The sequence below is a fragment of the Candidatus Enterococcus testudinis genome, assembly GCF_002140915.1.
GTDB classification, from domain to species: domain Bacteria; phylum Bacillota; class Bacilli; order Lactobacillales; family Enterococcaceae; genus Enterococcus_D; species Enterococcus_D testudinis.
The window spans coordinates 2432628-2455726 of record NZ_NGKU01000001.1 but is presented as its reverse complement, the minus strand read 5'-3'; the positions used below and the strand labels follow the sequence as shown (position 1 = coordinate 2455726).

At 41.9% G+C, this 23099-nt stretch carries 21 protein-coding genes and 1 pseudogene; 21 read left to right on the top strand and 1 reads right to left on the bottom strand.

Annotated elements, in window-relative coordinates:
• Positions 1–246 precede the first annotated feature (246 nt).
• The 5 genes and pseudogenes from secA to cls all read left to right on the top strand — a co-directional run bounded on the left by secA (position 247) and on the right by cls (position 7216).
• Complete coding sequence (gene secA / locus A5886_RS11885) at positions 247–2751, top strand: preprotein translocase subunit SecA (protein WP_086275328.1); 2505 nt, start codon at positions 247–249, stop codon at positions 2749–2751.
• An 80-nt stretch (positions 2752–2831) separates the two neighbouring features.
• Positions 2832–3939 (top strand): peptide chain release factor 2 gene (prfB, locus tag A5886_RS11880; protein ID WP_143353790.1). Its coding sequence is split into 2 segments (ribosomal slippage): positions 2832–2903 and positions 2905–3939, totalling 1107 coding nucleotides; the frame shifts between segments, so codons are not numbered across the junction.
• A 115-nt stretch (positions 3940–4054) separates the two neighbouring features.
• A complete protein-coding gene (gene ftsE / locus A5886_RS11875; RefSeq protein ID WP_086275326.1) occupies positions 4055–4741 on the top strand; it encodes a cell division ATP-binding protein FtsE in 687 nt (228 codons plus the stop codon).
• Positions 4734–5618, top strand: coding sequence for a permease-like cell division protein FtsX (gene ftsX / locus A5886_RS11870; RefSeq protein ID WP_086275325.1), 885 nt, complete (start codon positions 4734–4736; stop codon positions 5616–5618). The genes ftsE and ftsX overlap by 8 nt, the downstream gene beginning before the upstream one ends.
• 151 nt (positions 5619–5769) lie before the next feature.
• Positions 5770–7216, top strand: a pseudogene (gene cls, locus A5886_RS11865) (cardiolipin synthase).
• A gap of 44 nt (positions 7217–7260) precedes the next feature.
• Here the strand turns inward: cls and A5886_RS11860 are convergent.
• The gene (locus A5886_RS11860) at positions 7261–7380 is read right to left on the bottom strand and encodes a DUF4044 domain-containing protein (RefSeq protein WP_082348610.1); all 120 of its coding nucleotides are present in this window, start codon (positions 7378–7380) and stop codon (positions 7261–7263) included.
• Positions 7381–7703: 323 nt separating this feature from the next.
• Here A5886_RS11860 and A5886_RS11855 point away from each other — a divergent pair, with 323 nt between their 5' ends.
• The 16 genes from A5886_RS11855 to A5886_RS11780 all read left to right on the top strand — a co-directional run bounded on the left by A5886_RS11855 (position 7704) and on the right by A5886_RS11780 (position 22778).
• Positions 7704–8072 carry a DUF3397 domain-containing protein gene (locus A5886_RS11855; RefSeq protein ID WP_086275324.1) on the top strand — a complete coding sequence of 123 codons (369 nt, stop codon included), beginning with the start codon at positions 7704–7706 and terminating at the stop codon, positions 8070–8072.
• Between the two features lie 197 nt (positions 8073–8269).
• On the top strand, positions 8270–8701 hold the full coding sequence (mraZ, locus tag A5886_RS11850) for a division/cell wall cluster transcriptional repressor MraZ (RefSeq protein WP_086275323.1): 432 nt from the start codon (positions 8270–8272) through the stop codon (positions 8699–8701).
• Positions 8702–8721: 20 nt separating this feature from the next.
• A complete protein-coding gene (gene rsmH / locus A5886_RS11845) occupies positions 8722–9681 on the top strand; it encodes a 16S rRNA (cytosine(1402)-N(4))-methyltransferase RsmH (RefSeq protein ID WP_086275322.1) in 960 nt (319 codons plus the stop codon).
• A gap of 5 nt (positions 9682–9686) precedes the next feature.
• On the top strand, positions 9687–10106 hold the full coding sequence (gene ftsL, locus A5886_RS11840; RefSeq protein ID WP_086275321.1) for a cell division protein FtsL: 420 nt from the start codon (positions 9687–9689) through the stop codon (positions 10104–10106).
• Complete coding sequence (locus A5886_RS11835; protein WP_086275320.1) at positions 10107–12302, top strand: penicillin-binding transpeptidase domain-containing protein; 2196 nt, start codon at positions 10107–10109, stop codon at positions 12300–12302.
• 14 nt (positions 12303–12316) lie between these two features.
• Complete coding sequence (gene mraY, locus A5886_RS11830) at positions 12317–13279, top strand: phospho-N-acetylmuramoyl-pentapeptide-transferase (RefSeq protein WP_086275319.1); 963 nt, start codon at positions 12317–12319, stop codon at positions 13277–13279.
• A gap of 13 nt (positions 13280–13292) precedes the next feature.
• The gene (gene murD / locus A5886_RS11825; RefSeq protein WP_086276051.1) at positions 13293–14660 is read left to right on the top strand and encodes a UDP-N-acetylmuramoyl-L-alanine--D-glutamate ligase; all 1368 of its coding nucleotides are present in this window, start codon (positions 13293–13295) and stop codon (positions 14658–14660) included.
• A gap of 5 nt (positions 14661–14665) precedes the next feature.
• The gene (gene murG / locus A5886_RS11820; protein WP_086275318.1) at positions 14666–15760 is read left to right on the top strand and encodes an undecaprenyldiphospho-muramoylpentapeptide beta-N-acetylglucosaminyltransferase; all 1095 of its coding nucleotides are present in this window, start codon (positions 14666–14668) and stop codon (positions 15758–15760) included.
• A gap of 86 nt (positions 15761–15846) precedes the next feature.
• The gene (locus A5886_RS11815) at positions 15847–16818 is read left to right on the top strand and encodes a cell division protein FtsQ/DivIB (RefSeq protein ID WP_086275317.1); all 972 of its coding nucleotides are present in this window, start codon (positions 15847–15849) and stop codon (positions 16816–16818) included.
• 152 nt (positions 16819–16970) lie between these two features.
• A complete protein-coding gene (gene ftsA, locus A5886_RS11810; protein ID WP_086275316.1) occupies positions 16971–18293 on the top strand; it encodes a cell division protein FtsA in 1323 nt (440 codons plus the stop codon).
• Positions 18294–18325: 32 nt separating this feature from the next.
• Positions 18326–19570, top strand: coding sequence for a cell division protein FtsZ (ftsZ, locus tag A5886_RS11805; RefSeq protein WP_086275315.1), 1245 nt, complete (start codon positions 18326–18328; stop codon positions 19568–19570).
• 12 nt (positions 19571–19582) lie between these two features.
• The gene (locus A5886_RS11800; protein WP_086275314.1) at positions 19583–20254 is read left to right on the top strand and encodes a YggS family pyridoxal phosphate-dependent enzyme; all 672 of its coding nucleotides are present in this window, start codon (positions 19583–19585) and stop codon (positions 20252–20254) included.
• 16 nt (positions 20255–20270) lie between these two features.
• Positions 20271–20906, top strand: a complete 636-nt coding sequence (locus tag A5886_RS11795; protein ID WP_086275313.1) for a cell division protein SepF — start codon at positions 20271–20273, stop codon at positions 20904–20906.
• Positions 20907–20947: 41 nt separating this feature from the next.
• On the top strand, positions 20948–21196 hold the full coding sequence (locus A5886_RS11790) for a YggT family protein (protein WP_086276050.1): 249 nt from the start codon (positions 20948–20950) through the stop codon (positions 21194–21196).
• Positions 21197–21215: 19 nt separating this feature from the next.
• Positions 21216–21998 carry a YlmH family RNA-binding protein gene (locus A5886_RS11785; protein ID WP_086275312.1) on the top strand — a complete coding sequence of 261 codons (783 nt, stop codon included), beginning with the start codon at positions 21216–21218 and terminating at the stop codon, positions 21996–21998.
• An 18-nt stretch (positions 21999–22016) separates the two neighbouring features.
• Positions 22017–22778 (top strand): DivIVA domain-containing protein, encoded by a 762-nt coding sequence (locus A5886_RS11780; RefSeq protein ID WP_086275311.1) that lies wholly within the window; start codon positions 22017–22019, stop codon positions 22776–22778.
• Positions 22779–23099 lie beyond the last annotated feature (321 nt).

Below are 23099 nucleotides of genomic sequence, written 5' to 3'. Positions count from 1 at the left end.
GCACAATAGATTTGTGATTTATAGTGACGGCTAAAATATAATCTTATAAAGAAAGCAAACGGTTGCGATAGAGTAGGTCTTGTAATTCCTTCAATAAACTGTCAGAAAAACATCACGCTCTTTAAGTTTTTGCTGTATGGTTGACTTCCCGCACGAAAAATATTTCATTTATGATGAACAAGTGATAAAATGGTTAGGAGAGTTTCTAGCTTGGAAAAGTAGATATAAAAGGAGAATTAGTTACGCATGGCCAATTTTTTTAGAAAATTAATCGAAAACGATAAAAAAGAATTAAAACGTCTTGACCATATTGCCACTCAAGTTGAATCCCACGCGGACGAAATGGCCGCTTTAACAGATGAACAAATTCGTGAAAAAACCGAGGAGTTTCGTCGCCGTTATCAAGGTGGAGAGACATTAGATCAATTACTGCCAGAAGCATTTGCGGTTGTCCGCGAAGCTGCCAAACGGGTGTTGGGATTGTACCCTTACCATGTCCAATTGATGGGTGGGGTGGTCTTGCATGACGGGAACATTCCTGAAATGCGTACTGGTGAAGGGAAAACCTTGACCGCTACATTACCCGTTTATTTAAATGCCATCAGTGGCGAAGGGGTTCACGTCGTTACCGTCAATGAATATTTAGCCACCCGTGACTCAACAGAAATGGGCGATCTTTATGAATTCTTAGGTTTGACAGTTGGTCTGAATATCAACGCTAAATCAGCCGAAGAAAAACGAGCGGCCTATGCGTGTGATATCACGTATAGTACCAATAATGAACTAGGATTTGATTATTTGCGGGATAATATGGTCGTGTATCGTCACCAAATGGTGCAACGTCCATTGAACTATGCCATCGTCGATGAAGTCGATTCGATCTTGATCGATGAAGCGAGAACGCCACTGATCATTTCAGGTCAAGCCGAAAAATCAACGGCATTGTACAATCGTGTCGACAATTTTGTCAAACGCTTGGTGGAAGAAGAAGATTACAAAATCGATATCCAATCAAAAACGATTGGGTTGACTGAAAAAGGTATCGAGAAAGCCGAAGAAACATTTGGCTTGAATAATCTCTATGATATTGAAAATACAGCGTTGACGCATCATATGGATCAAGCTTTGCGGGCCAATTACATCATGATTCGCGACTTTGATTACGTGGTCCAAGATGGCAAAGTCTTGATCGTTGACCAATTTACGGGGCGGATCATGGATGGTCGTCGCTATTCTGATGGGTTGCATCAAGCCATTGAAGCCAAAGAAAATGTTGAAATCGAAGATGAAACCAAAACCATGGCATCGATCACCTTTCAAAACTATTTCCGGATGTACAAAAAATTGTCTGGGATGACGGGTACTGCCAAAACGGAAGAAGAAGAGTTCCGTGAAATCTATAACATGCAAGTCATCCAAATTCCGACAAATAGACCAATCGTTCGGGATGACCGTGCAGATTTGCTCTATCCAACTTTAGAAAGCAAATTCCAAGCAGTGGTCCAAGACATCAAAGAACGCCACCGCAAAGGACAACCAGTTTTGGTTGGTACAGTGGCAGTTGAAACTTCTGAATTGCTGTCTAGCATGCTTGACCGTGAGAAAATACCGCATGAAGTGCTGAATGCCAAAAACCACTTTAAAGAAGCGGAAATCATTTTAAATGCCGGTCAAAAAGGTGCAGTCACGATCGCTACCAACATGGCTGGTCGGGGAACTGATATCAAGTTAGGTTTAGATGTCGCAGAACTTGGCGGTTTAGCCGTTGTTGGTACGGAGCGCCATGAATCACGCCGGATCGATAATCAGCTGCGGGGACGGGCGGGACGCCAAGGCGATCCTGGTATGTCACAATTTTATCTTTCATTAGAAGACGACTTAATGAAACGATTCGGTTCTGAACGAATCAAAGTTTTCTTGGATCGGATGAAGATTGATGAAGAAGATGCAGTGATCCAAAGTAAAATGTTGTCTAAACAAGTTGAATCTGCCCAAAAACGGGTTGAAGGAAACAACTACGATACCCGTAAGAATGTCTTGCAATACGACGATGTGATGCGGGAACAACGGGAAGTCATCTACGGCCAACGCCAAGAAGTCATCAAAGAAGAAAAAGACCTATCACAAACTTTGATGAATATGGTCAAACGCTCAATCAGTCGTATTGTGGATAGCCATACGCAAGGGGAAGAAAGCGAATGGAACTACGAAGGTATCGTCGATTTTGCGGCAAATGCTTTGGTTCATGAAGAGAGCATCTCAGTCGATAGCATAAAAGGAAAATCAGCACAAGAAATCAAAGACTATCTGAATCAACGGGCGCAAGAAATCTTTGATCAAAAGAAAGCGCAGTTGAATAGTCCTGAACAATTACTGGAATTTGAAAAAGTGGTTATTCTACGTGTTGTAGATACCAAATGGACAGATCATATCGATGCGATGGACCAACTACGACAATCTGTTGGATTGCGGGCCTATGGACAAAATAATCCATTGGTTGAATATCAAACAGAAGGATACAATATGTTTGAAAATATGGTTGGGGCAATCGAATACGAAGTAACCCGATTATTCATGAAAGCTGAAATCCGCCAAAACGTCCAACGGGAACAAGTGGCCCAAGGTGAAGCGCAAGGCGTTGAAGAAGCACCGGCCAAACAAGAGCCAAGTTTTAAAAATGTTGGTCGCAATGATCCGTGTCCTTGCGGCAGCGGTAAGAAATTCAAAAATTGTCACGGGAAAAACATGTAAGAATGTAAAGTTGGGGTAGGCTGGCAGGAATTTTTGTCCAGCCTACTTTCACGTACAACGAAAAGAAAGAAGGAAATATAATGGAAATCGCAGATATCCGTAATCAATTGAATGAAATGCATGAAAAAATAACTAGTTTTAGGGGGTCTCTTTGACTTAGATCAATTAGAAGAAGATATTGCAGAAGCAGAACATCAAATGGCGGACCCTACGTTTTGGGATGATTCAGAAAAAGCACAAACGGTCATCAATGCCAACAATGCCAACAAAGAAACCTATGATCAATTCAATCAGCTGGCAGAAGAATTGGAAGAATTAGATGTCATGCTGGAAATGATCCAAGAAGAATCCGACGAAGAAATGGAAGCTGAATTGGCTGAGCGGATGCAACAGTTAAGCGACAAGATGGCGACTTACGAATTGGCGATGTTGCTGGATGAACCTTATGACCGCAACAATGCGATCATCGAATTACATCCTGGTGCTGGCGGCACCGAGTCACAAGACTGGGGCAGCATGCTCTTGCGGATGTACACGCGTTTTTGCGAACAACAGGGGTATACAGTGGAAATGCTGGACTATCAAGCAGGGGATGAAGCAGGTATCAAAAGTGTGACACTATTGGTCAAAGGTCATAATGCGTACGGCTATCTGAAATCCGAAAAAGGTGTCCATCGATTGGTCCGTATTTCGCCTTTTGATTCTGCGAAACGCCGCCATACATCATTTTGTTCCGTCGATGTCATGCCTGAATTAGATGGCAATATCGACATCGAAATCAATTCTGATGATTTGAAAATCGATACCTATCGGGCCAGTGGTGCAGGTGGTCAGCATATCAACAAAACGGAATCAGCTGTTCGAATCACCCACTTACCGACTGGAACGGTCGTGGCCAGTCAAGCACAACGTTCACAATTGAAAAACCGAGAACAAGCGATGGGTATGTTGAAGGCCAAATTGTATCAATTAGAAGTAGAGAAGAAAGAACAAGAAGCGGCTGCCCTGCGTGGCGAGCAGATGGAGATTGGCTGGGGTTCTCAAATTCGGTCGTATGTCTTCCATCCTTATTCAATGGTCAAAGATCATCGGACCAATTTTGAAACAGGGAATGTTCAAGCAGTGATGGACGGTGATCTTGCTGGATTTATCGATGCCTTTTTGAAGCTAAAACTAAACCAAAAATAACCTTGCCTGTCCTTAAACAGATTGACATATAATTGTAATCTGTTGCAAGCAATGTGAAATATATTCGTGCTATAATAAGCCAGTATGAAAATTTTTGAGATGGAGAGATAGCTGTATGATTGAAATGAAAGACATAATGAAGAAGTACTCTAATGGTACGACTGCTATCCGCAACCTGTCGATCTCAATTGATCAAGGAGAATTTGTCTATGTCGTTGGACCTTCCGGCGCGGGCAAGTCAACGTTTATCAAATTGATGTATCGAGAAGAAAGAGCCACTAAAGGTGTTTTGAATGTCGCAGGCTATGATTTAGTCGGCATGAAAAGTCGTGAGATTCCATTGATGCGTCGAGAAATCGGTGTTGTCTTCCAGGATTATAAATTATTGCCCCGCAAAACGGTCTTTGAAAATGTGGCCTATGCGATGCAAGTAATCGGACGTAAGCCCCGAGATGTCAAAAAACGGGTGATGGAAGTGCTTGATTTAGTTGGATTGAAACACAAAGTTCGTGTGTTCCCTAGTGAATTATCGGGTGGGGAGCAACAACGGGTGTCGATTGCTCGTGCAATCGTCAACACCCCTAAAGTGTTGATCGCGGATGAGCCAACTGGGAACTTGGATCCAGAAAATTCTTGGGAAATCATGAAATTATTGGATCGAATCAATGCCCAAGGAACGACTGTTGTGATGGCAACACATAACAGTACAATCGTAAACACGATCCGTCACCGCGTGATCGCAATCGAAAATGGCCGCATTATTCGCGACCAAGCGGAAGGAGAATATGGCTACGATGATTAGAACTTTTTTCCGTCATCTCCTTGAGAGTATCAAAAGTTTAAAACGTAATGGCTGGATGACGATTGCCTCATTAAGTGCAGTCACCATTACTTTGACACTGGTCGGTATCTTCTTGGGTGTTATCCTAAATGCCACGAAATTAGCAGAGGATATCCGAGAAAACGTGGATGTTTCTGTCTTTGTCGATATTGGTACAGAACAAGAGGATATGGATGCTTTAGAACAACAACTAAAAGATTTGCCGAATGTCTCGGAAGTTCACTTTTCCAGTCGTGATGATGAGTTGAAGAAAATTCAAGATGCGATGGGTGATTCTTGGAACTTGTTCGAAGGTGATAGTAATCCTTTGTATAATGTGTATGTTGTCAGCGCGACAGATCCGGAGTATACCAAAGATATCGCAGATCAAGCTGGAGATTTGGCCAACGTCTTCAAAGCAGACTATGGTGGCGATTCTTCAGATAGAATCTTTTCGTTGTCAGCGGCTGTTCGAACATGGGGCTTAGCTGCGGCAGTACTATTGATTTTTGTGGCAATGTTCTTGATCTCGAATACGATTCGGATCACGATTATGTCGCGACAAAGAGAAATCCAAATTATGCGTCTAGTGGGTGCGAAAAATGGCTACATCCGTTGGCCTTTCTTCCTTGAAGGTGGTTGGATCGGTTTGTTAGGCTCAATCGTTCCAATTGCAATCATGTACTTCGGCTATCATCAAGTATATGCTTTGGTCAATCCTTCGCTGTTGCGGTCTAACTATAGTTTGATTGCACCACACACATTCTTATTGCAAGTATGCGGTGTGATGGCGTTGATTGGGATTGTGATTGGCTCTTTAGGCTCAGTCTTATCCATGCGTCGTTTCTTAAAAGTATAATAGCCAAAAAAAGCTGATTCTGCTGAATCAGCTTTTTTGTGTCAGCGGGCATGACGGGACGGTTGAGGTACTGGTATGTAACGAAAGTGTGACTTTACATTAAACGCTATCTTAGCTATGCTTGATGATAGTAAGGAGTGGAGGTATCTTCATGTTTGGTATGGACAATTTCATCACCGTTCTTTTTGTGGTCAATTTATTGTTATCCATGATTATTATTTTCAGAGAGCGTAAACAAACGGCCCAAACATGGGCTTGGCTTTTGGTTTTACTGTTTGTACCAATCGTTGGTTTTGTTTTATATATTTTTCTTGGAAAGGGTATCTCCAAAGAGAAGATTTTTGACATGCGGGCGCAAGCGAATGTGGGGTTGAATGTTGAACTGGAAGAACAAAAACAAGCACTCAAACGCGGACTCTTTCCCCATCCCCCCACTGATCAAGTAGAAGTCAAACAACTGGTCTATATGCTGACGGTATTTGGACATTCGTTGTATACAACAAGCAATCAACTGACGCTGTATACAGATGGCCGGGAAAAATTTGATGCGCTGATCGCAGATATCGATCAAGCGCATGCCCATATCCATATGGAATATTATATTTATCGCGGGGACGCTTTAGGTGTTGAAATCAAGGAAGCGTTAGTGAGGGCTGCTAAACGTGGCGTAAAGGTACGCGTTTTATTGGATGCATGGGGCAGTTCTAGTGTGTCTCTGAAATTCTTTGAAGAGTTGCGGGTGCATGGTGGACAGGTGTCTTTCTTTTTTCCATTGTTTGTTCCTTTTATCAATCCGAGAATCAACTATCGCAATCATCGAAAAATTGTTGTGATCGATGGGAAAATTGGGTATACTGGCGGTTTTAACGTGGGAGATGAGTATCTCGGTGTTGTTGAAAAGTTTGGCTACTGGCGAGATAATCACTTACGTATCGTAGGCCCAGCGGTCTACTCATTACAGAATCGGTTTTTAATGGATTGGAATTCGCAGCACAAGTTAGAAATCAAATATGATGAAGCGTTGTTCCCGTCGATCCACGCCACAGGGACGGTGGCTGCACAAGTGGTAACCAGCGGTCCTGACACGGAACGCGAAGAAATCAAAATGACTTATTTGAAAATGATCAATTTGGCAAAAAAAAGAGATCATGATCCAAACGCCGTATTATATCCCAGATGAATCGATCCACAATGCGCTGAAGCTTGCTTTGATTTCAGGGATCAAAGTCCATATCCAGATTCCCAACAAGCCGGATCATCCATTCGTGTACTGGGCGACTTATTCATTTGCAGCAGAACTGCTACAGTTTGGTGCTGTGATCGAAACCTATGAAAAAGGCTTTATGCATGCCAAAACCATGATCATTGATAGTGGGGTGGTATCGATTGGTTCAGCCAATATCGATGTCCGTTCCTTTAGGTTAGACTTTGAGGTCAATACCATCATTTACGATGTTGAAACTGCCACGAAAGCAAAAACGGCCTTTTTACGTGATTCAGCGGATGCAAAAGCGCTGACGAAAGCGCATTATCAACAGCGCTCAGTGGTAATCAAGATCAAAGAGGGTTTGGCACGATTGATCTCGCCATTGTTATAAAAAATGCCTCTCACAGTTTTTGATTCACTGTGAGAGGCATTTTTTTAACCCATGATGCTCGTGTATGCGGCTAGGAAAATTGATCCGACTGTCAGAATCAACATTGTCCAAATGACAACCTGTGTCACCTTAGCAAATGTGCTTTTTGGTTTTTTCTCGTTCATCTTAAATCCACCTTCAAGAGTTATTCTAGTGACAGTTTACCTTCAATTTGCTGATAACTCAAGATAAAGACGATAGAAATTAATAAAAAAACAACCAAATGGCAAAAATAAAGAGAGAATGACAAGATACGCTTGTTGAAGAGCTTTCCTTCTGTTTTAATATAAGAAGAAAACACCTTGGTCAGTGAATACGCCTTTTGACAAGACGGTAGGTACATCTTGTCATGTCTGACTTAATTGTCTATATATTTTTAAACGAACTGAAATAAGGTTGTAAAGTAAATCAAGTATAGTGACACTAGTTGTTAGAAAGGATTTTTTGTATGTCATCATTTCATCCAATTGTTTTGTTTTGGTATATCTATCCAGCCGTTGTTTATCTCGCTTGCCGGTTCTTGGTATCGACTCTTTCCTTAAATGATCGATTCCACATCAAGGCGCCAGATGTCGCGGTTCCTTTTTTGATCATCGGGATTCATCGATTGTCTACGTATACCTTTGATCAAGCAATCACGCTCTATTATCTGTTATCGATATTTTTACTAGGTATCTTATTGGCGATTTTTCAAGCATACTATTATCAAGAGATTGATTATGGTCGATATGGCAAGATGTATTGGCGAAGTATTTTTTTGTTTACGATTGTTTTTCATGTTGTGTTGGTTATCTTCAATATTCTTGCTTATTTATAATTTTAGTACACGAGTAAAATGACTCGTGATTCGCTTAAAGTTTTTTTAAAGACGCTAAAAAGTCGTTAGACCCGCAATTATTCATTTGGTAAAGAATAGTCAAAGAACTTCCCGTCCAAATTTCATGGAATTTGTGGTAGAAAGTGGGGGATTGTGGTAGACTGTGAATATCAAGTGGAGATTGGGGGTTTTTGTCGATGTTTATGGGTGAATATCAACATGCAATCGATTCAAAAGGCCGTCTAATCGTCCCTTCGAAACTCCGTGAAAAACTTGGAGAAAAATTTGTTGTCACCAGAGGGCTAGATGGATGTTTGTTTGGCTATCCGTTGTCTGAATGGGAAACACTTGAAGAAAAATTAAATGAAATGCCCCTTGCAAAGAAAGATGCTCGGACATTCGTCCGTTTCTTTTATTCAGCTGCGACAGAATGTGAAATAGACAAGCAAGGTCGGATCAATATCCCAGTTACTTTAAGAACACATGCGGCATTGACGAAGAGCTGTGTGATCATTGGGGTCGCAAATCGAATTGAAATTTGGGATGAAGAACGCTGGCAGGCATTTACTGCTGAAGCAGAAGAGAATTTTGATGAGATTGCTGAAACGATGATCGATTTTGGCTTATAGATAGGAAGAGGAAAAAACAAATGGCAGATTTCAAACACTACACCGTAATGCTTCAAGAAACAGTCGACGGACTGAATATACGTCCGAATGGCATCTATGTAGATTGTACATTAGGTGGAGCTGGCCATAGTGAATATCTCTTATCTCAATTGTCAGAAGAGGGTCATTTATATGCGTTTGATCAAGATCAAACAGCAATCGATCATGCCAAGGTTCGCTTGGCACCTTATATAGAAAAAAATATGGTGACATTTATCAAAAGCAATTTCCGTTATTTGCAGGATGCGCTTGCGCAGCAAGGTGTAACCAAAGTCGATGGTATTTTGTATGACCTAGGCGTTTCTTCTCCACAGTTGGATGAAGCCGAACGGGGCTTTAGTTATCACCAAGATGCGCCACTAGATATGCGAATGGATCAATCTGCACCGTTGAGTGCCTATGATGTGGTCAATACCTTTGAGTATCATCAATTGGTCAAAATATTTTTCCGTTATGGAGAAGAAAAATTTTCAAAACAAATTGCCCGTGAGATTGAACGCGTCCGTGGGCAACGTCCAATCGAAACAACGGGGGAACTGGTAGAAATCATTAAAACAGCGATTCCCGCACCAGCTAGACGAAAAGGCGGACATCCAGCAAAACGGGTTTTCCAAGCAATACGGATTGCAGTCAATGATGAATTGGGTGTGATCGAAACTTCTTTGGAACAAGCCATTGAATGTTTGGCCAAAAATGGTCGTATCAGCGTGATCACGTTCCACTCGTTAGAAGACCGCATCGTTAAATCGATGTTTAAAGAGTACAGCAGCCCGAAAGATATGCCGCCGGGATTGCCTATCATACCAGAAGAATTTCAACCAACATTGAAGTTGGTCACAAGAAAGCCAATTTTACCTTCTGAAGAAGAAGTAGAAGAAAACAATCGCTCACGCAGTGCGAAACTGCGAATTGCGGAAAAAACAAAGGAAAGCGAAGGGTAGCAGCTATGGCAGAATTAAAAGTCCATGACTATGAATTCACAGAACCTCATGAACATGAATTCACTGAAGAAACTGAACAAATAGCTGATAAACTTCCCCAAGACCCACAGCGTCCTGAAGTGATCCGCATCCCAGCATCTCCGCAACGACGGTTAAAAAGTATTTCTGCGTTGGAAAAGCTCATTGCTACATTTGTTGTTCTGGCCGTGATTACCTTAGCGATCTTGACGATCAGTATTCGGACCAACATCAGCCAAGTAGAACATGACATTTCATTGATTCAATCAGACATCAATGAAAAAACAGCTGAAGCAGAGCAATTAGAACAAGAGAAAAACGAACTTTCTAAAACCGATCGCATCAAGAAGATAGCTGAGGATCAAGGATTGTCCATTGATGATGGCAATTTAAGGAAAGTGGATTAGATGAAGCTAACAGATAAATTCAAGCAATACTTAAAAAAGAACAATCAAACTACGATGAACAATCGCAAAAAAGTAGGTATTATTCTCTTTGCTACGAGTATTGGATTGTTCTTTTTGTTTGTCACGCGTTTGAGCTATATCGTGATCGTTGGTGATGTGGCAGGAACTTCTCTCGCTGAGAAAACCAAAAACTTGTACCAAGGCAGTGAAGTGATCCAAGCCAAACGAGGAACGATCTATGACCGAAATGGCATTGCCATCGCAGAAGATGTTACATCATATTCGATTTATGCAGTTTTGAACCAAAACTACGTAGACGGCAAAAAGAAATTATATGCTGAAGAAGAGAACTTTTCTAAGCTAGCGAAAATACTTTCTGACACATTAGGTATCGATGAAGACACTACTGTGAAAAAATTAGAAGCAGGTCTTACGGATCAATTGTGGCAAGTAGCGTTCGGTAGTAAAGGGAATAACATTACATTAGAACAGAAGAAAGCTATTGAAGAAGCGATGGAAAAAGAAGGAATCGCAGGATTCCACTTTGAAAGTCACCCTGCGCGTCTATATCCGAATGGTATTTTTTCTTCTCACTTTATCGGCTATGCTGTTGCCAACGATGATGATACTGGACTTGAAGGGAAAACAGGTTTAGAGGCAGCCTATAATGATATCCTATCGGGGACTGATGGCAAAATCGTTTATCAAAAAGACAACAACCAAAATCCATTGCCAGGTACGGTAGCAGAAACAGTAGCGGCTGTGGATGGTAAAGATGTTTATACAACGATTGACAGCCGTATCCAAAGTTATTTAGAAACACTTATGGATTCGGTCTTTGAAGACAATAATCCTGAAAATTTGACCGCCAATCTGATGGATGCCAAAACAGGGCAAATCATTGCAATGGCGCAACGCCCTACCTATAATCCAGAAGATCTAGATTCAATCAATGATTGGCAAAATCTATTAGTTGAAGACAATTATGAACCAGGGTCAACGATGAAAATCTTGACGACAGCCGCGGCAATCGATCAAGGGATTTTCAATGAAAATGAAACATTCACCCCAAGCAGTGATGGATTAAAGCTCTATGATGCAACGATCAATGACTGGGATTATGGACAAAAAGGCACATTGACGATGCGACAAGCCTTGTCATGGTCTAGTAATATTGGGATGGTCACATTAGAACAACGGATGGCCGATCGTTGGCAGCAATATTTGAAACAGTTTGGTTTCGGCCGCAGTACGTATTCCGGCTTGCCAAATGAAAACACTGGGATTACTCCAGAAGACAATCCCGTCAGTCAAGCAATGACTTCTTTTGGTCAAGCAATCGGGGTAACGAACTTTCAAATGATGCAAGCATTCACTTCAGTTGCCAACAACGGCACGATGTTGAAGCCGCAATTTATCAGCAAAATCGTTGATACACAAACCGGAGATGCCACAGTCACCCAAACAGAAGAAGTGGGTCACCCAATCACTGAAAATGCGGCAACCAAAGTGCGAGAGTATATGCGGGATGTTGTTGAAAGTGAAAACTACGGAAGTGCATATGGTATTTACGAGTTGCCTGGCTATAATATATCTGCCAAAACAGGAACAGCCCAAGTGGCAGATCCTGATACTGGAAAATATTTATCTGGTGGATCAGATTACTTGTATTCAGTTGTCCTAATGTTTCCATCGGAAGAGCCAGAGTATATCTTGTATTTAACGATCAAGTTACCTGAAAAACATGAAAGTACAGTGTTGGCTGAGATTGCCAACCCATTGATGAAACGGGTCATGGATCTGAAGAATGCTTCATTAGATGAAACAACAACTACGAGTGAAGAAATCACTGTCAACGATTACCGCAATCTTGATACAGAAGCTGCAGCCACTGACGTACAAAAGCTGGGCTTGATCCCAGTTGTGATTGGTGATGGAGACGAAGTTACCGCACAGTCGGTAGATAGCGGCACTACGGTGATGGCCGGTGAACGGGTCTTGCTGATCACCAACAGTGATACGTATGAGATGCCTGATACAACAGGCTGGTCTAAGGCGGATTTAATCAAATTTGGCAGCTTGCTCAATATTGATGTCACCTTTGAAGGCGATGGTTACTGTACTGCGCAAAGTGTCGAGGCCTATATAGAATTGTCGGGACAATCAATCAAATTTACTTTAAGCAAAAACGAATAATAGGAGAGAATAACATGGAATGGACAGAGATGATATTACCGCTGGCGAGTAGTTTTGCCATTGTAACAGCTACGATGCCCCTGTTTATCGGGTATTTTCAAATGAAGAAATACGGACAGGAGATTCGTGGTGAAGGACCCAAATGGCACAATATCAAAGCGGGCACACCTACGATGGGCGGATTCGTCTTTTTGATTGCTGCGATGATCACCACGATTTGGGTTGGTGCGTGGCAACATCAACTGACGGCATCATTGTTCATTCTTTTGTTTGTCACTTTATTGTATGGTGCGTTAGGATTTATTGATGATTTTATCAAAATCTTTCAAAAGAGAAATATGGGTTTAAACTCATTGCAAAAGTTGATTGGACAGATCGTTGGCGGTGTTGTCTTTTACTTGGTTTTCTTGTCTGAAGGAAATGCCAATACCTTAAATCTGTTTGGTTTGGATGTACCATTAAATATTTTCTACGGATTATTTGTTATTTTTTGGCTAGTTGGCTTTTCCAACGCAGTCAATTTAACGGACGGTATTGATGGTTTGGTCGCTGGCTTGGGCACGATTTCTTTTGCGACATATGGAATCATCGCTTGGCGACAAGGTCAAGTCGATATTTTGATCGTTTGTTTGGCGGTCATTGGTGGTTTGATTGGCTTCTTTCCTTACAATCGTAAACCTGCAAAAATTTTCATGGGCGATGTTGGTTCCCTTGCTTTGGGTGGTCTATTAGCGGCAATTTCGATCTTATTGCACCAAGAATGGACGTTATTGTTGGTCGGCTTGATCTACGTATGCGAAACTGCGAGTGTCATGCTGCAAGTGGCTTCCTTTAAATTAACTGGCAAACGGATCTTTAAAATGTCTCCGATTCATCATCACTTTGAAATGAGTGGTTGGTCAGAATGGAAAATCGACACTGTTTTTTGGTGTATTGCATTGGTTTGTTCGATACTTACATTAGTCATTGTATGGTAGGAGATGGAAAATGATGAAGAATATAACAGCATATCAAAATAAAAAAGTTCTTGTGTTAGGATTAGCAAAAAGTGGATTCAGCGCGGCCAAATTATTACATGATTTGGGCGCGTTGGTGACCGTCAATGACGGCAAACCTTTTGCAGAAAACCCCGAAGCACAAGATCTTTTGGCGTTAGGCGTAAAAGTGATCACAGGCAGCCATCCAATTGAATTATTAGATGAAGGCTTTTCATTGGTGGTCAAAAATCCAGGTATCCCTTACACACAACCAATCGTTCAAGGGGCTATAGCAAAAGGGATCCCAGTGATCACCGAAGTGGAATTGGCTTATGAAATATCAGAGGCGCCAATCATTGGCATTACTGGGACCAACGGCAAAACGACAACGACGACTATGATTGCGCAAGTATTGAATGCGGGCATGACAGAAGGCAAAGCGCTTCTTTCCGGAAACATTGGCTTTCCTGCTAGTTCAGTTGCACAAACTGCACAAGCCGAAGATCGATTGGTGATGGAACTATCAAGTTTTCAGTTGATGGGGATTGATACGTTGCGACCACGTATCGCCGTGATCACCAACATCTATGAAGCCCATATCGATTATCACGGCAGCCGTCCTGAATATGTGCATGCTAAGTGGAAGTTGCAACAAAATATGACCGCTGATGATTATCTTGTCATCAATTGGAATCAGCCTGAATTGCAGAAATTAGCAGCAATGACTGCAGCAAAAGTCGTACCTTTTTCTACGAAAGAACAAGTGGACGGCGCCTATTTGCTGGAGGGCAATCTGTACTTCAAAGAGGAGCGGATCATGTCCGTAACCGAAGTGGGTGTACCAGGTAGTCATAATGTTGAGAATGCCTTAGCTGCGATTGCTGTCGGCAAGCTAGAAGGGATGTCAAATGATGACATCAAAGAAGCGTTGCAATCATTCAGTGGTGTACCCCACCGCACACAATATGTCGGTACCTATCACGATGTGAAATTTTATAACGATTCCAAAGCGACCAATAGTTTGGCTACTAAAATGGCCTTAGACGGATTTGACAATCAACGGTTGATTTTATTGGCGGGTGGATTAGATCGTGGCAATGAGTTTGATGACCTTGTGCCTTATTTCATCGGACTAAAAGCAATTGTTTTGTTTGGTGAAACGAAGGATAAATTAGCCAAAGCAGCTAAAGAAGCACATGTGCCAATTATAGAGATGACCGAAAACGTCACAACGGCGGTGCCAATCGCCTTCAAACATAGTCAAGCAGGGGACACGATATTATTGTCACCAGCAAATGCTAGTTGGGATCAATATCCTAACTTCGAGATTCGCGGCGATAGATTCATGACAGCCGTATCAGATTTAAAAAGAAATGAGTGAAAACCATGAAAATTTTAGTAACTGGTGGCGGAACTGGCGGACATATTTATCCGGCCCTGTCTTTTGCGGATTATGTGAAATCTATTGATAAAGATGCAGAATTTCTCTATATTGGCGCCACCAGAGGTTTGGAGAATAAAATCGTCCCGCCAACTGGGATTGCCTTTCAGACATTAGAGATCCAAGGATTCAAGCGGAAATTATCATTGGATAATGTCAAAACGATCCAGTTGTTTTTGAAGAGTTATCGCGCAGCCAAAAAAATCATCAAAGACTTTCAGCCAGATGTCGTGATCGGGACCGGCGGCTACGTCTCTGGCGCAGTTGTTTTTGCGGCGTCAAGATTAAAGGTTCCAACAATCATCCATGAACAAAATAGTGTTCCAGGCATTACCAATAAATTTCTGACGAAACATGTGGATCGAATCGCGATCGCATTTCAAGATGCGGCGCAGTATTTTCCTGATAAAAAAACGGTTTTAGTCGGCAATCCGCGGGGACAAGAAGTGAGAGATTGTCAGAAGTCGGCGATTTTGTCTGCCTATGATCTGAAGCCTGGACGACCGACTGTATTGATATTTGGCGGCAGTCAAGGAGCAATGAAAATCAATCAAGCGTTGATCGAAGCGATACCGTTGTTTGCCAAAAAGGACTATCAAGTCTTGTACGCTTCTGGTGAACGGTATTACAAAGAAATAGAAGAGAAAATCGGTATGTCTAAGGATGCTTTCCCAAATATCAGCATTCGACCATACATAGACCAAATGGCGGAAGTGATGGCCAATAGCGACTTATTGATCGGTCGAGCAGGGGCAACATCGATTGCTGAATTTACAGCTCTGGGGATTCCTGCTATCTTGATTCCAAGTCCTTATGTGACCAATGATCATCAAACCAAAAATGCGCAGAGTTTGGTTCATGCGGGCGCTGTCAAAATGATCGCTGACAGTGAGTTGAACAGCAATAATCTAGTCGCTGCGGTCGACAGTATTATGGAAAACGAACCTTTACGCAAAGAAATGGCGCATGCATCTAAAGAACAAGGAATCAGCGATGCTTCTGAAAGGTTATTTCGACTTGTGCAAGAGGTCATCAAATAGTACAATGTGTGGGATAGAAAGGAGCGATTATCATTAGTAAAGACAAACAACCTCATGATGATCAAACCCCATCGTCAACGGAAGGGTTGACCCCTTGGCAAAGAGAAAACTTAAAGTACCTGCATGATAAAGGCGATCAGCCTATCTGGACACAAGCCGCTGACAACGATACAGAGCCTGTCGACGACGAGTCTGAAACATCGGATGAACAGCCAACAGCGCCATCTTCGGAAACAATGGACGAGCCTGTTGATGAAGTGCAGGCGAATACGCAACCACGCTCCTTTGCAGATCGACTGCCGAACTTGAAACAGTACCGAAATCGTCAGCTTATGCGGCGATTAGCGCTTATTATCGGCATCTTGATGATTCCGTTATTGGTCGTTTTGTACTTTGTCTCGCCATTAAGCAGATTAAGTGAAGTGATTGTCAAAGGAAATGAAGATGTATCGCAAGAAGAGATCATCGCGGATTCAGAGTTGACCCTTAATGAAGATCTATGGCCGCAATTTCTCGGTCGCAATGCACGAGAAGCAGCCATCGAAAAAGCAATCCCTCGTATCAAGAACGTGACGATTTCATTGGTTGGCTTGAACCATTTTGAAATCGCCGTACAAGAATACGAAGAAGTCGCATTGTTGGCTAAAGATGACACCTATGCTGCTATCTTAGAAAATGGCACTGTTCTCTCAGAAACGAGCGATCAACCAATCGAAGGATTACCGATATTAGAAGATTTTACAGATGAAGGCAACATCAAGGCAGTCTTGCATGCCTATCAACAGCTAAGTCAAGAATTACAGGATGGTATTTCTCAAATCAAATCGACACCAAGAGAAAGCAATGATGAATTATTGACATTATTTATGAATGATGGGAATCAAATCATTGTCAATATTTCTAATATGGCGAGTCAAATGCAGTATTACCCGCAAATCGCGAATGATCTGTCAGAAGCGAGCATTGTCGATATGGAGGTTGGTATCTTTACTTACCCAATTTCCAGTACCAAAGATCAGGATGGAGAGACTGAATCGTCCACTGATGCTGATTCTTAGAAAAAAATCAAGAGTTTTTTTATTAACTTGTTTCTCTAAAGCGCCAATATATGGTAGAATTGGTAACAGTGAACAAATTATTCGATTGAACATTAAAAACGGACTGTGATGGTTCGCTATATATCCAATTTAAGTAGGAGGGAACCCCATCCATGGCAAAAACGGGAATGTATGTTGGCCTTGATATCGGAACGACATCGGTGAAAGTTGTTGTTGCTGAATACGTTGACAGCCAAATGAATATTATTGGTGTAGGAAATGCAAAATCTGAGGGAATCAACCGCGGAATCATTGTAGATATTGACAAAACGGTGCAAGCCATTCAAAGAGCAGTAAGACAGGCAGAAGAAAAAGCAGGAATTCAAATTCGCAGCGTCAGTGTAGGCGTGCCGGCTAATTTACTTGATGTAGAAAATTGCCAAGGTATGATCGCAGTCAATAGCGAATCAAAAGAAATCACAGACGAGGACGTGCGTAATGTTGCTTCAGCAGCACTTGTCCGCTCCACACCTCCAGAACGGCAAATCATTGCCATTTTGCCGCAAGAATTCACCGTTGATGGATTCGAAGGCATCAAAGACCCACGGGGAATGATCGGTGTTCGTTTAGAAATGTTTGGTGTCGTATACACTGGACCAAAAACGATCATCCACAATATCCGCAAATGTGTCGAAAAATCCGGCTTGATCGTGAATGAAATGGTGATCACGCCTTTGGCTTTGACAGAATCGATCTTGTCTGACGGCGAAAAAGATTTTGGTACGATCGTTATCGACATCGGCGGTGGACAAACAACCACTTCTGCGATGCATGATAAACAATTGAAGTTTACACATGTCAATCAAGAAGGTGGCGAATTCGTCACCAAAGATATTTCTACTGTATTGAATACATCATTCAATAATGCAGAAGCGCTAAAAATCAATTATGGCGATGCCTATCCTGAAAGAACCTCTGCCAGCGAAGAATTTCCAGTAGACGTGATCGGCAAGTCTGAACCAGTGAAAATCGATGAGCGTTATCTTTCTGAAATCATTGAAGCGCGGATGGAACAGATTTTTATCAAATCTAAAGAAGTGTTGAATGAAATCGATGGCTTAGAATTGCCTGGCGGTGTAATTTTGACCGGTGGTGCAGCGAGCTTACCAGGTGTTGTAGACTTGGCACAAGAAGTATTTGAAACGAATGTAAAATTATACGTACCAAACCATATGGGCTTACGCAATCCTGTCTTTACAAATGTGATCAGTATCGTTGATTACTCTGCCAACTTGAGTGAAGTCTATCAATTGGCGAAAAGCGCGATCACTGGCGAAAAGACGTCACACCAACAGCCCGTAGCTGTCCAACAAGAAGTCAGCTATGAACAACAGTACGAAGCACCGGAAGAAACCTATGAAGAAGTTGAAGAAGAAAAAGCGACTGGCTCTATTACCAATCGCGTGAAAGATTTCTTCTCAAATATCTTTGAATAACCTAAAAATGATTTTCAGGAGGAAGACAAATTATGGAATTTTCAATTGATAATAACATCAATGATGGTGCTGTCATCAAAGTCATCGGCGTCGGCGGTGGCGGCGGCAATGCTGTCAATCGTATGATCGAAGAAAACGTCAAAGGCGTAGAATTTATTGCAGCCAATACAGACGTTCAAGCATTAAAAAATTCAAAAGCAGAAACAGTGATCCAATTAGGCCCTAAATATACCCGTGGCCTTGGTGCTGGTTCTCAACCTGAAGTAGGCGAAAAAGCAGCAGAAGAAAGTGAAGATGCGATTCGCGATTCATTACAAGGCGCGGACATGATCTTTATCACAGCTGGAATGGGCGGCGGTACTGGTACAGGTGCTGCACCGATCGTTGCGAAGCTTGCGAAAGAAATCGGCGCATTGACTGTCGGTGTTGTCACACGTCCCTTTACGTTTGAAGGACCAAAACGCGGCCGTTTCGCTGCTGAAGGTATCGCCAAATTAAAAGAAAATGTCGATACATTATTGATTATTTCTAACAACCGCTTATTAGAAGTCGTTGACAAGAAAACGCCTATGCTTGAAGCATTCCGCGAAGCAGATAATGTCTTGCGCCAAGGTGTGCAAGGTATTTCTGATTTGATCACTGCACCAGGCTATGTCAATCTTGATTTCGCTGATGTGAAAACCGTGATGGAAAACCAAGGTACTGCCTTGATGGGTATCGGTGTAGCCAGCGGAGAAGAACGTGTGATCGAAGCAACGAAGAAAGCTATTTCTTCTCCATTGCTTGAAACATCAATCGATGGTGCGGAACAAGTACTATTGAATATCACTGGTGGGTTAGACATGACATTATTCGAAGCGCAAGATGCTTCTGATATCGTTGCTCATGCTGCAACTGGAGATGTCAATATCATCTTAGGTACATCGATCAATGAAGACTTAGGTGACGAAATCAGAGTGACTGTGATTGCGACAGGCATCGATCCGTCAAAGAAAGAACGCACAGCTCGTTCAAGTAGACAAAATCAAAGCCAAATCCATTCTATTCCGCAAAAACCAACATTAGATATGGAACAAGCACGTCCAGCTCAAGCTGAGGACAATAGCGGTTTTGGTGATTGGGATATCCGCAAAGAGCAAAATGTGCGCCCTAAAGTAGAAGAAAACACATTCGAAAATGTGGAGAAAAAAGAATTCGATACATTTAGTCGTGAAGATGTAAAATCAAACGATGACGACGAGTTAAGCACACCACCGTTTTTCCGTCGCAAACGCTAGGAGGCAGAGCACATGATTTCTGAGAACTTGCACAAGATCCAGCAAGAGATACAGGATTCCTGTGCTCTTGTTTCTAGACAAGCGTCGGAGGTTCGATTGGTTGCTGTCACAAAATCTGTGGATACAGAAACCACGCGCATTTTACTGGAGGCCGGTGCCGAAGATTGTGCTGAAAATCGCGTCGAGCAATTACTTTCAAAGAAACAAGCACTCAAGGATTATCCTCATGTCAAATGGCATTTTATTGGTAATTTACAGCGTAGGAAGGTAAAATCAATTATTAATGAAATTGATTACTTTCACGCTTTGGACTCTTTGAGATTAGCTCAAGAGATCCAAAAACGAGCAGAACAGCCAATCAACTGTTTTGTGGAAGTGAATGTTTCGCAGGAAGCATCGAAACAAGGGATTGCAGTTGAAGAAGTCGAAGGGTTCATTCATGATCTTGCTTCTTTGGATCAGATTCGTGTCGTAGGCTTGATGACGATGGCGCCTCTTGATGCGTCCAGCAGTCAACGGCATCAATTGTTCAAAACCTTAAAGCAAATACAACAGCGGATCGCTGACCTGCAACTTACACATGCCCCTTGTTTAGAAACAAGTATGGGAATGAGTAATGATTTTCCAGAAGCTATTCAAGAAGGAGCAACTTTTATCCGTGTAGGAACAGCATTATTTCAATAGTAAAGGAGGTTGACTGATGTCGCTCAAAGATAAATTAACCAATTTTTTTGGCCTAACTGATGAAGAAGATTACGAGAGTGAATCGTATGAGCAAGAGAATACCTTGAGAGCAGTGCCTAAAGTGGCTGTAAATCAAGGAAATACGTATACTGCGCCTAAAGCTGCCAATGGTCCAGCGTTTACTTATTCTGAACCAGAAGCGCGGAATCAAACACAGTCGCAACAACATCGTTATCAGCCTCAAGGCAGCAGTTATCAACAATCAACTGCGGCACCTGAGCGCAGCAAGCCAACATTCAAGACGGAAGAAAAAGTGGTTTCAATGGCGCAGCAACGCAGTAGCAGCAATGTGAAAAGCAAAGAGACTAGACCGACAATGGCTGGTAAAATCACAATCGTTGAACCGCGGGTCTATTCTGAAGCGATGGGAATTGCCAAACAAGTCATCAATGGTGATGCTGTACTTGTTAATTTTCACTTAATTGAAGAATACCAAGCCCGCCGAATAGTTGATTTTTTGACTGGAACAGTGTACGCTGAAGATGGAGATATCAAACGGGTCGGCGATGAAATTTTTCTTTGCACCCCTAAAGGAATGGAAATCGACGGCACTGCGCAAACATTGGCAGATACAAATTTCTTTGATCTTTAATTTGAGGAGGAACGCCGATTTTAATCTATAATCTTTTGAAACTGTTCAATGATGCAGTTTACTTATACACGATTTTACTTGTGATCTATGCACTGTTATCTTGGTTTCCGGGGGGATACCAATCGACCTTTGGCCGTTTCTTATCTAAAGTCTGTGAGCCCTATTTAAGTCTGTTTGATCGTGTGAATCTCAGCATTGGCGGCATTGACTTTACGATTGCTGTGGCAGTGATCGTGTTACAGTTGGCCTCACAAGGTCTGACTGTGATCGTAACATCAATTTTATTTTAGAAGTAAGGGGTGATTATCGGTGAACGCAAATGTCTATCAACATTTTCGAAACGATGAGCGCCCTTTTATTGATTCCGCTGAAGGTTGGATCGAGCAAGTGCAAATGCAATATGCACCTTTCTTAACTGATTTCCTTGATCCCAGGCAAGCGTATATCTTGGAAAGTTTGATTCGACAATCAACAGATCTAAGTTACCGCTTTTTTGGCGGGTATGAAGCAGCGGAAAGAAGGCGCTGTTTGATTTATCCGGATTATTATGTTCCAACTACGGATGAATTCGATATGACATTATTCACGATCCAATATCCCAAAAAATTTACTGTGCTTAGCCATGGAAAAGTGTTAGGGACATTGATGGGTACTGGGGTCAAAAGAGAGTATTTTGGCGATATTCTTTCTGACGGTGACATCTGGCAAGTATTCGTTGCCACAGAGGTCAGTCAATTTATCCAATTGCAAGTTGAAAAAATAGGCAATGTTTCTGTGCGATTGGAAGAAACCAAGTACACAGATCTGATCGTACCGAAGGATGGTTGGACAGAAGAAAGAGAGACAGTCAGTTCATTGCGACTGGATACGGTGATTTCTGCCGTATATAATATTTCTCGCCAACGGTCCAAACAATTGATTGAGTCTGGGAAAGTCAAAGTCAATTGGACTGAAGTACTACGACCAGATTTTGTTCTGGATTTACTGGATATCATATCAGTAAGAGGATTTGGTCGGATACAAATACAAGGGTTAGAAGGTACAACCAAAAAAGAAAAAGTTAGATTGTTGTTAGGTGTTCTACGTAAATAAATCAAAGAGGTGTAAATTATGGCATTAACTCCATTAGATATTCAGAATAAAAACTTCTCAGTCAAAATGAGAGGATATAATCAAGATGAAGTCGATGATTTCTTAGATATGATCGTCCGCGATTACGAAGAAGCTGTCCAACGCAATCGTGAATTAGAGAAATCTTTGAAACATGCGGAAGAAAAACTTGAATACTTCAATGAATTAAAAGACGCATTGAACCAATCGATCATTGTCGCACAAGATACAGCTGATAAAGTAAAAACAAGTGCTAGCAAAGAGTCCGAAGTCATCGTGACATCTGCCCAAAATAAAGCGGATGAAATGGTGGCAACAGCCGAAAAACGGGCCCATGCGTTGAATGTTGCTGCTGAAGAAAAAGCCAAAGAAATCTTAACGGATGCAACCAATAATGCCCGCCAATTGGCAACAGAGACCAACGACTTGAAAAAGAAAACCCGCGTTTTCCACAACAACTTATTGGTTATGCTACAAACGCAATTAGAACAAGTCAAGAGCCCAGAATGGGAAGAAATCTTGGCACCATTCTCAAGCTATGTACAAGATTCTCACCAAGTCATTAGAGAAGTTTTATCAAAAGAACTTGACAGTGAAAATACTTCTGGAGTAAACTCAGAAGCAGTAGACATCCAAGAATCACCTATCGATGTAGTTGAATCAAGCGAAAAAATCGTTGATGTCAGTGACAACAGTGAAGTGAAAACATTGGATGATGCAAGAAGTTTATTAAATGAATTAAACAAAACAGACAACGACTAGAAAGCAGAACAAAAAGATTTCTTATATTTTTCAAGCGAGTTTGGGAGAGTGGAAGCCAAATAAAACCCTGTAAGAAATCAAATCATCTGTTCGTCGCCGTTTCGAAAGGGCTCCAAAAGCCCCATTAAAAACCGCCGCCTGATCCCGTTACCGATCAACAAAGCGTTATCATAGATAACAAAATTTGGGTGGTACCACGAACACGTTCGTCCCTTCACGGGAAGAACGTGTTTTTGCTGTGAATCACTACGACTGACTTGCGAAGCAAGGCAGAGTAGATGATGAACAGTACTAGCTGACCGCAGGGAGGGTAGTCACCCC

Excerpts from the sequence above, each read along its gene's own strand:
- secA (WP_086275328.1), top strand. The coding sequence starts at position 247 with ATGGCCAATTTTTTTAGAAAATTAATCGAAAACGATAAAAAAGAATTA.
- ftsE (WP_086275326.1), top strand. The coding sequence starts at position 4,055 with ATGATTGAAATGAAAGACATAATGAAGAAGTACTCTAATGGTACGACT.
- ftsX (WP_086275325.1), top strand. The coding sequence starts at position 4,734 with ATGATTAGAACTTTTTTCCGTCATCTCCTTGAGAGTATCAAAAGTTTA.
- A5886_RS11860 (WP_082348610.1), bottom strand. The coding sequence starts at position 7,380 with ATGAACGAGAAAAAACCAAAAAGCACATTTGCTAAGGTGACACAGGTT.
- A5886_RS11855 (WP_086275324.1), top strand. The coding sequence starts at position 7,704 with ATGTCATCATTTCATCCAATTGTTTTGTTTTGGTATATCTATCCAGCC.
- mraZ (WP_086275323.1), top strand. The coding sequence starts at position 8,270 with ATGTTTATGGGTGAATATCAACATGCAATCGATTCAAAAGGCCGTCTA.
- rsmH (WP_086275322.1), top strand. The coding sequence starts at position 8,722 with ATGGCAGATTTCAAACACTACACCGTAATGCTTCAAGAAACAGTCGAC.
- ftsL (WP_086275321.1), top strand. The coding sequence starts at position 9,687 with ATGGCAGAATTAAAAGTCCATGACTATGAATTCACAGAACCTCATGAA.
- A5886_RS11835 (WP_086275320.1), top strand. The coding sequence starts at position 10,107 with ATGAAGCTAACAGATAAATTCAAGCAATACTTAAAAAAGAACAATCAA.
- mraY (WP_086275319.1), top strand. The coding sequence starts at position 12,317 with ATGGAATGGACAGAGATGATATTACCGCTGGCGAGTAGTTTTGCCATT.
- murD (WP_086276051.1), top strand. The coding sequence starts at position 13,293 with ATGAAGAATATAACAGCATATCAAAATAAAAAAGTTCTTGTGTTAGGA.
- murG (WP_086275318.1), top strand. The coding sequence starts at position 14,666 with ATGAAAATTTTAGTAACTGGTGGCGGAACTGGCGGACATATTTATCCG.
- ftsA (WP_086275316.1), top strand. The coding sequence starts at position 16,971 with ATGGCAAAAACGGGAATGTATGTTGGCCTTGATATCGGAACGACATCG.
- ftsZ (WP_086275315.1), top strand. The coding sequence starts at position 18,326 with ATGGAATTTTCAATTGATAATAACATCAATGATGGTGCTGTCATCAAA.
- A5886_RS11800 (WP_086275314.1), top strand. The coding sequence starts at position 19,583 with ATGATTTCTGAGAACTTGCACAAGATCCAGCAAGAGATACAGGATTCC.
- A5886_RS11795 (WP_086275313.1), top strand. The coding sequence starts at position 20,271 with ATGTCGCTCAAAGATAAATTAACCAATTTTTTTGGCCTAACTGATGAA.
- A5886_RS11780 (WP_086275311.1), top strand. The coding sequence starts at position 22,017 with ATGGCATTAACTCCATTAGATATTCAGAATAAAAACTTCTCAGTCAAA.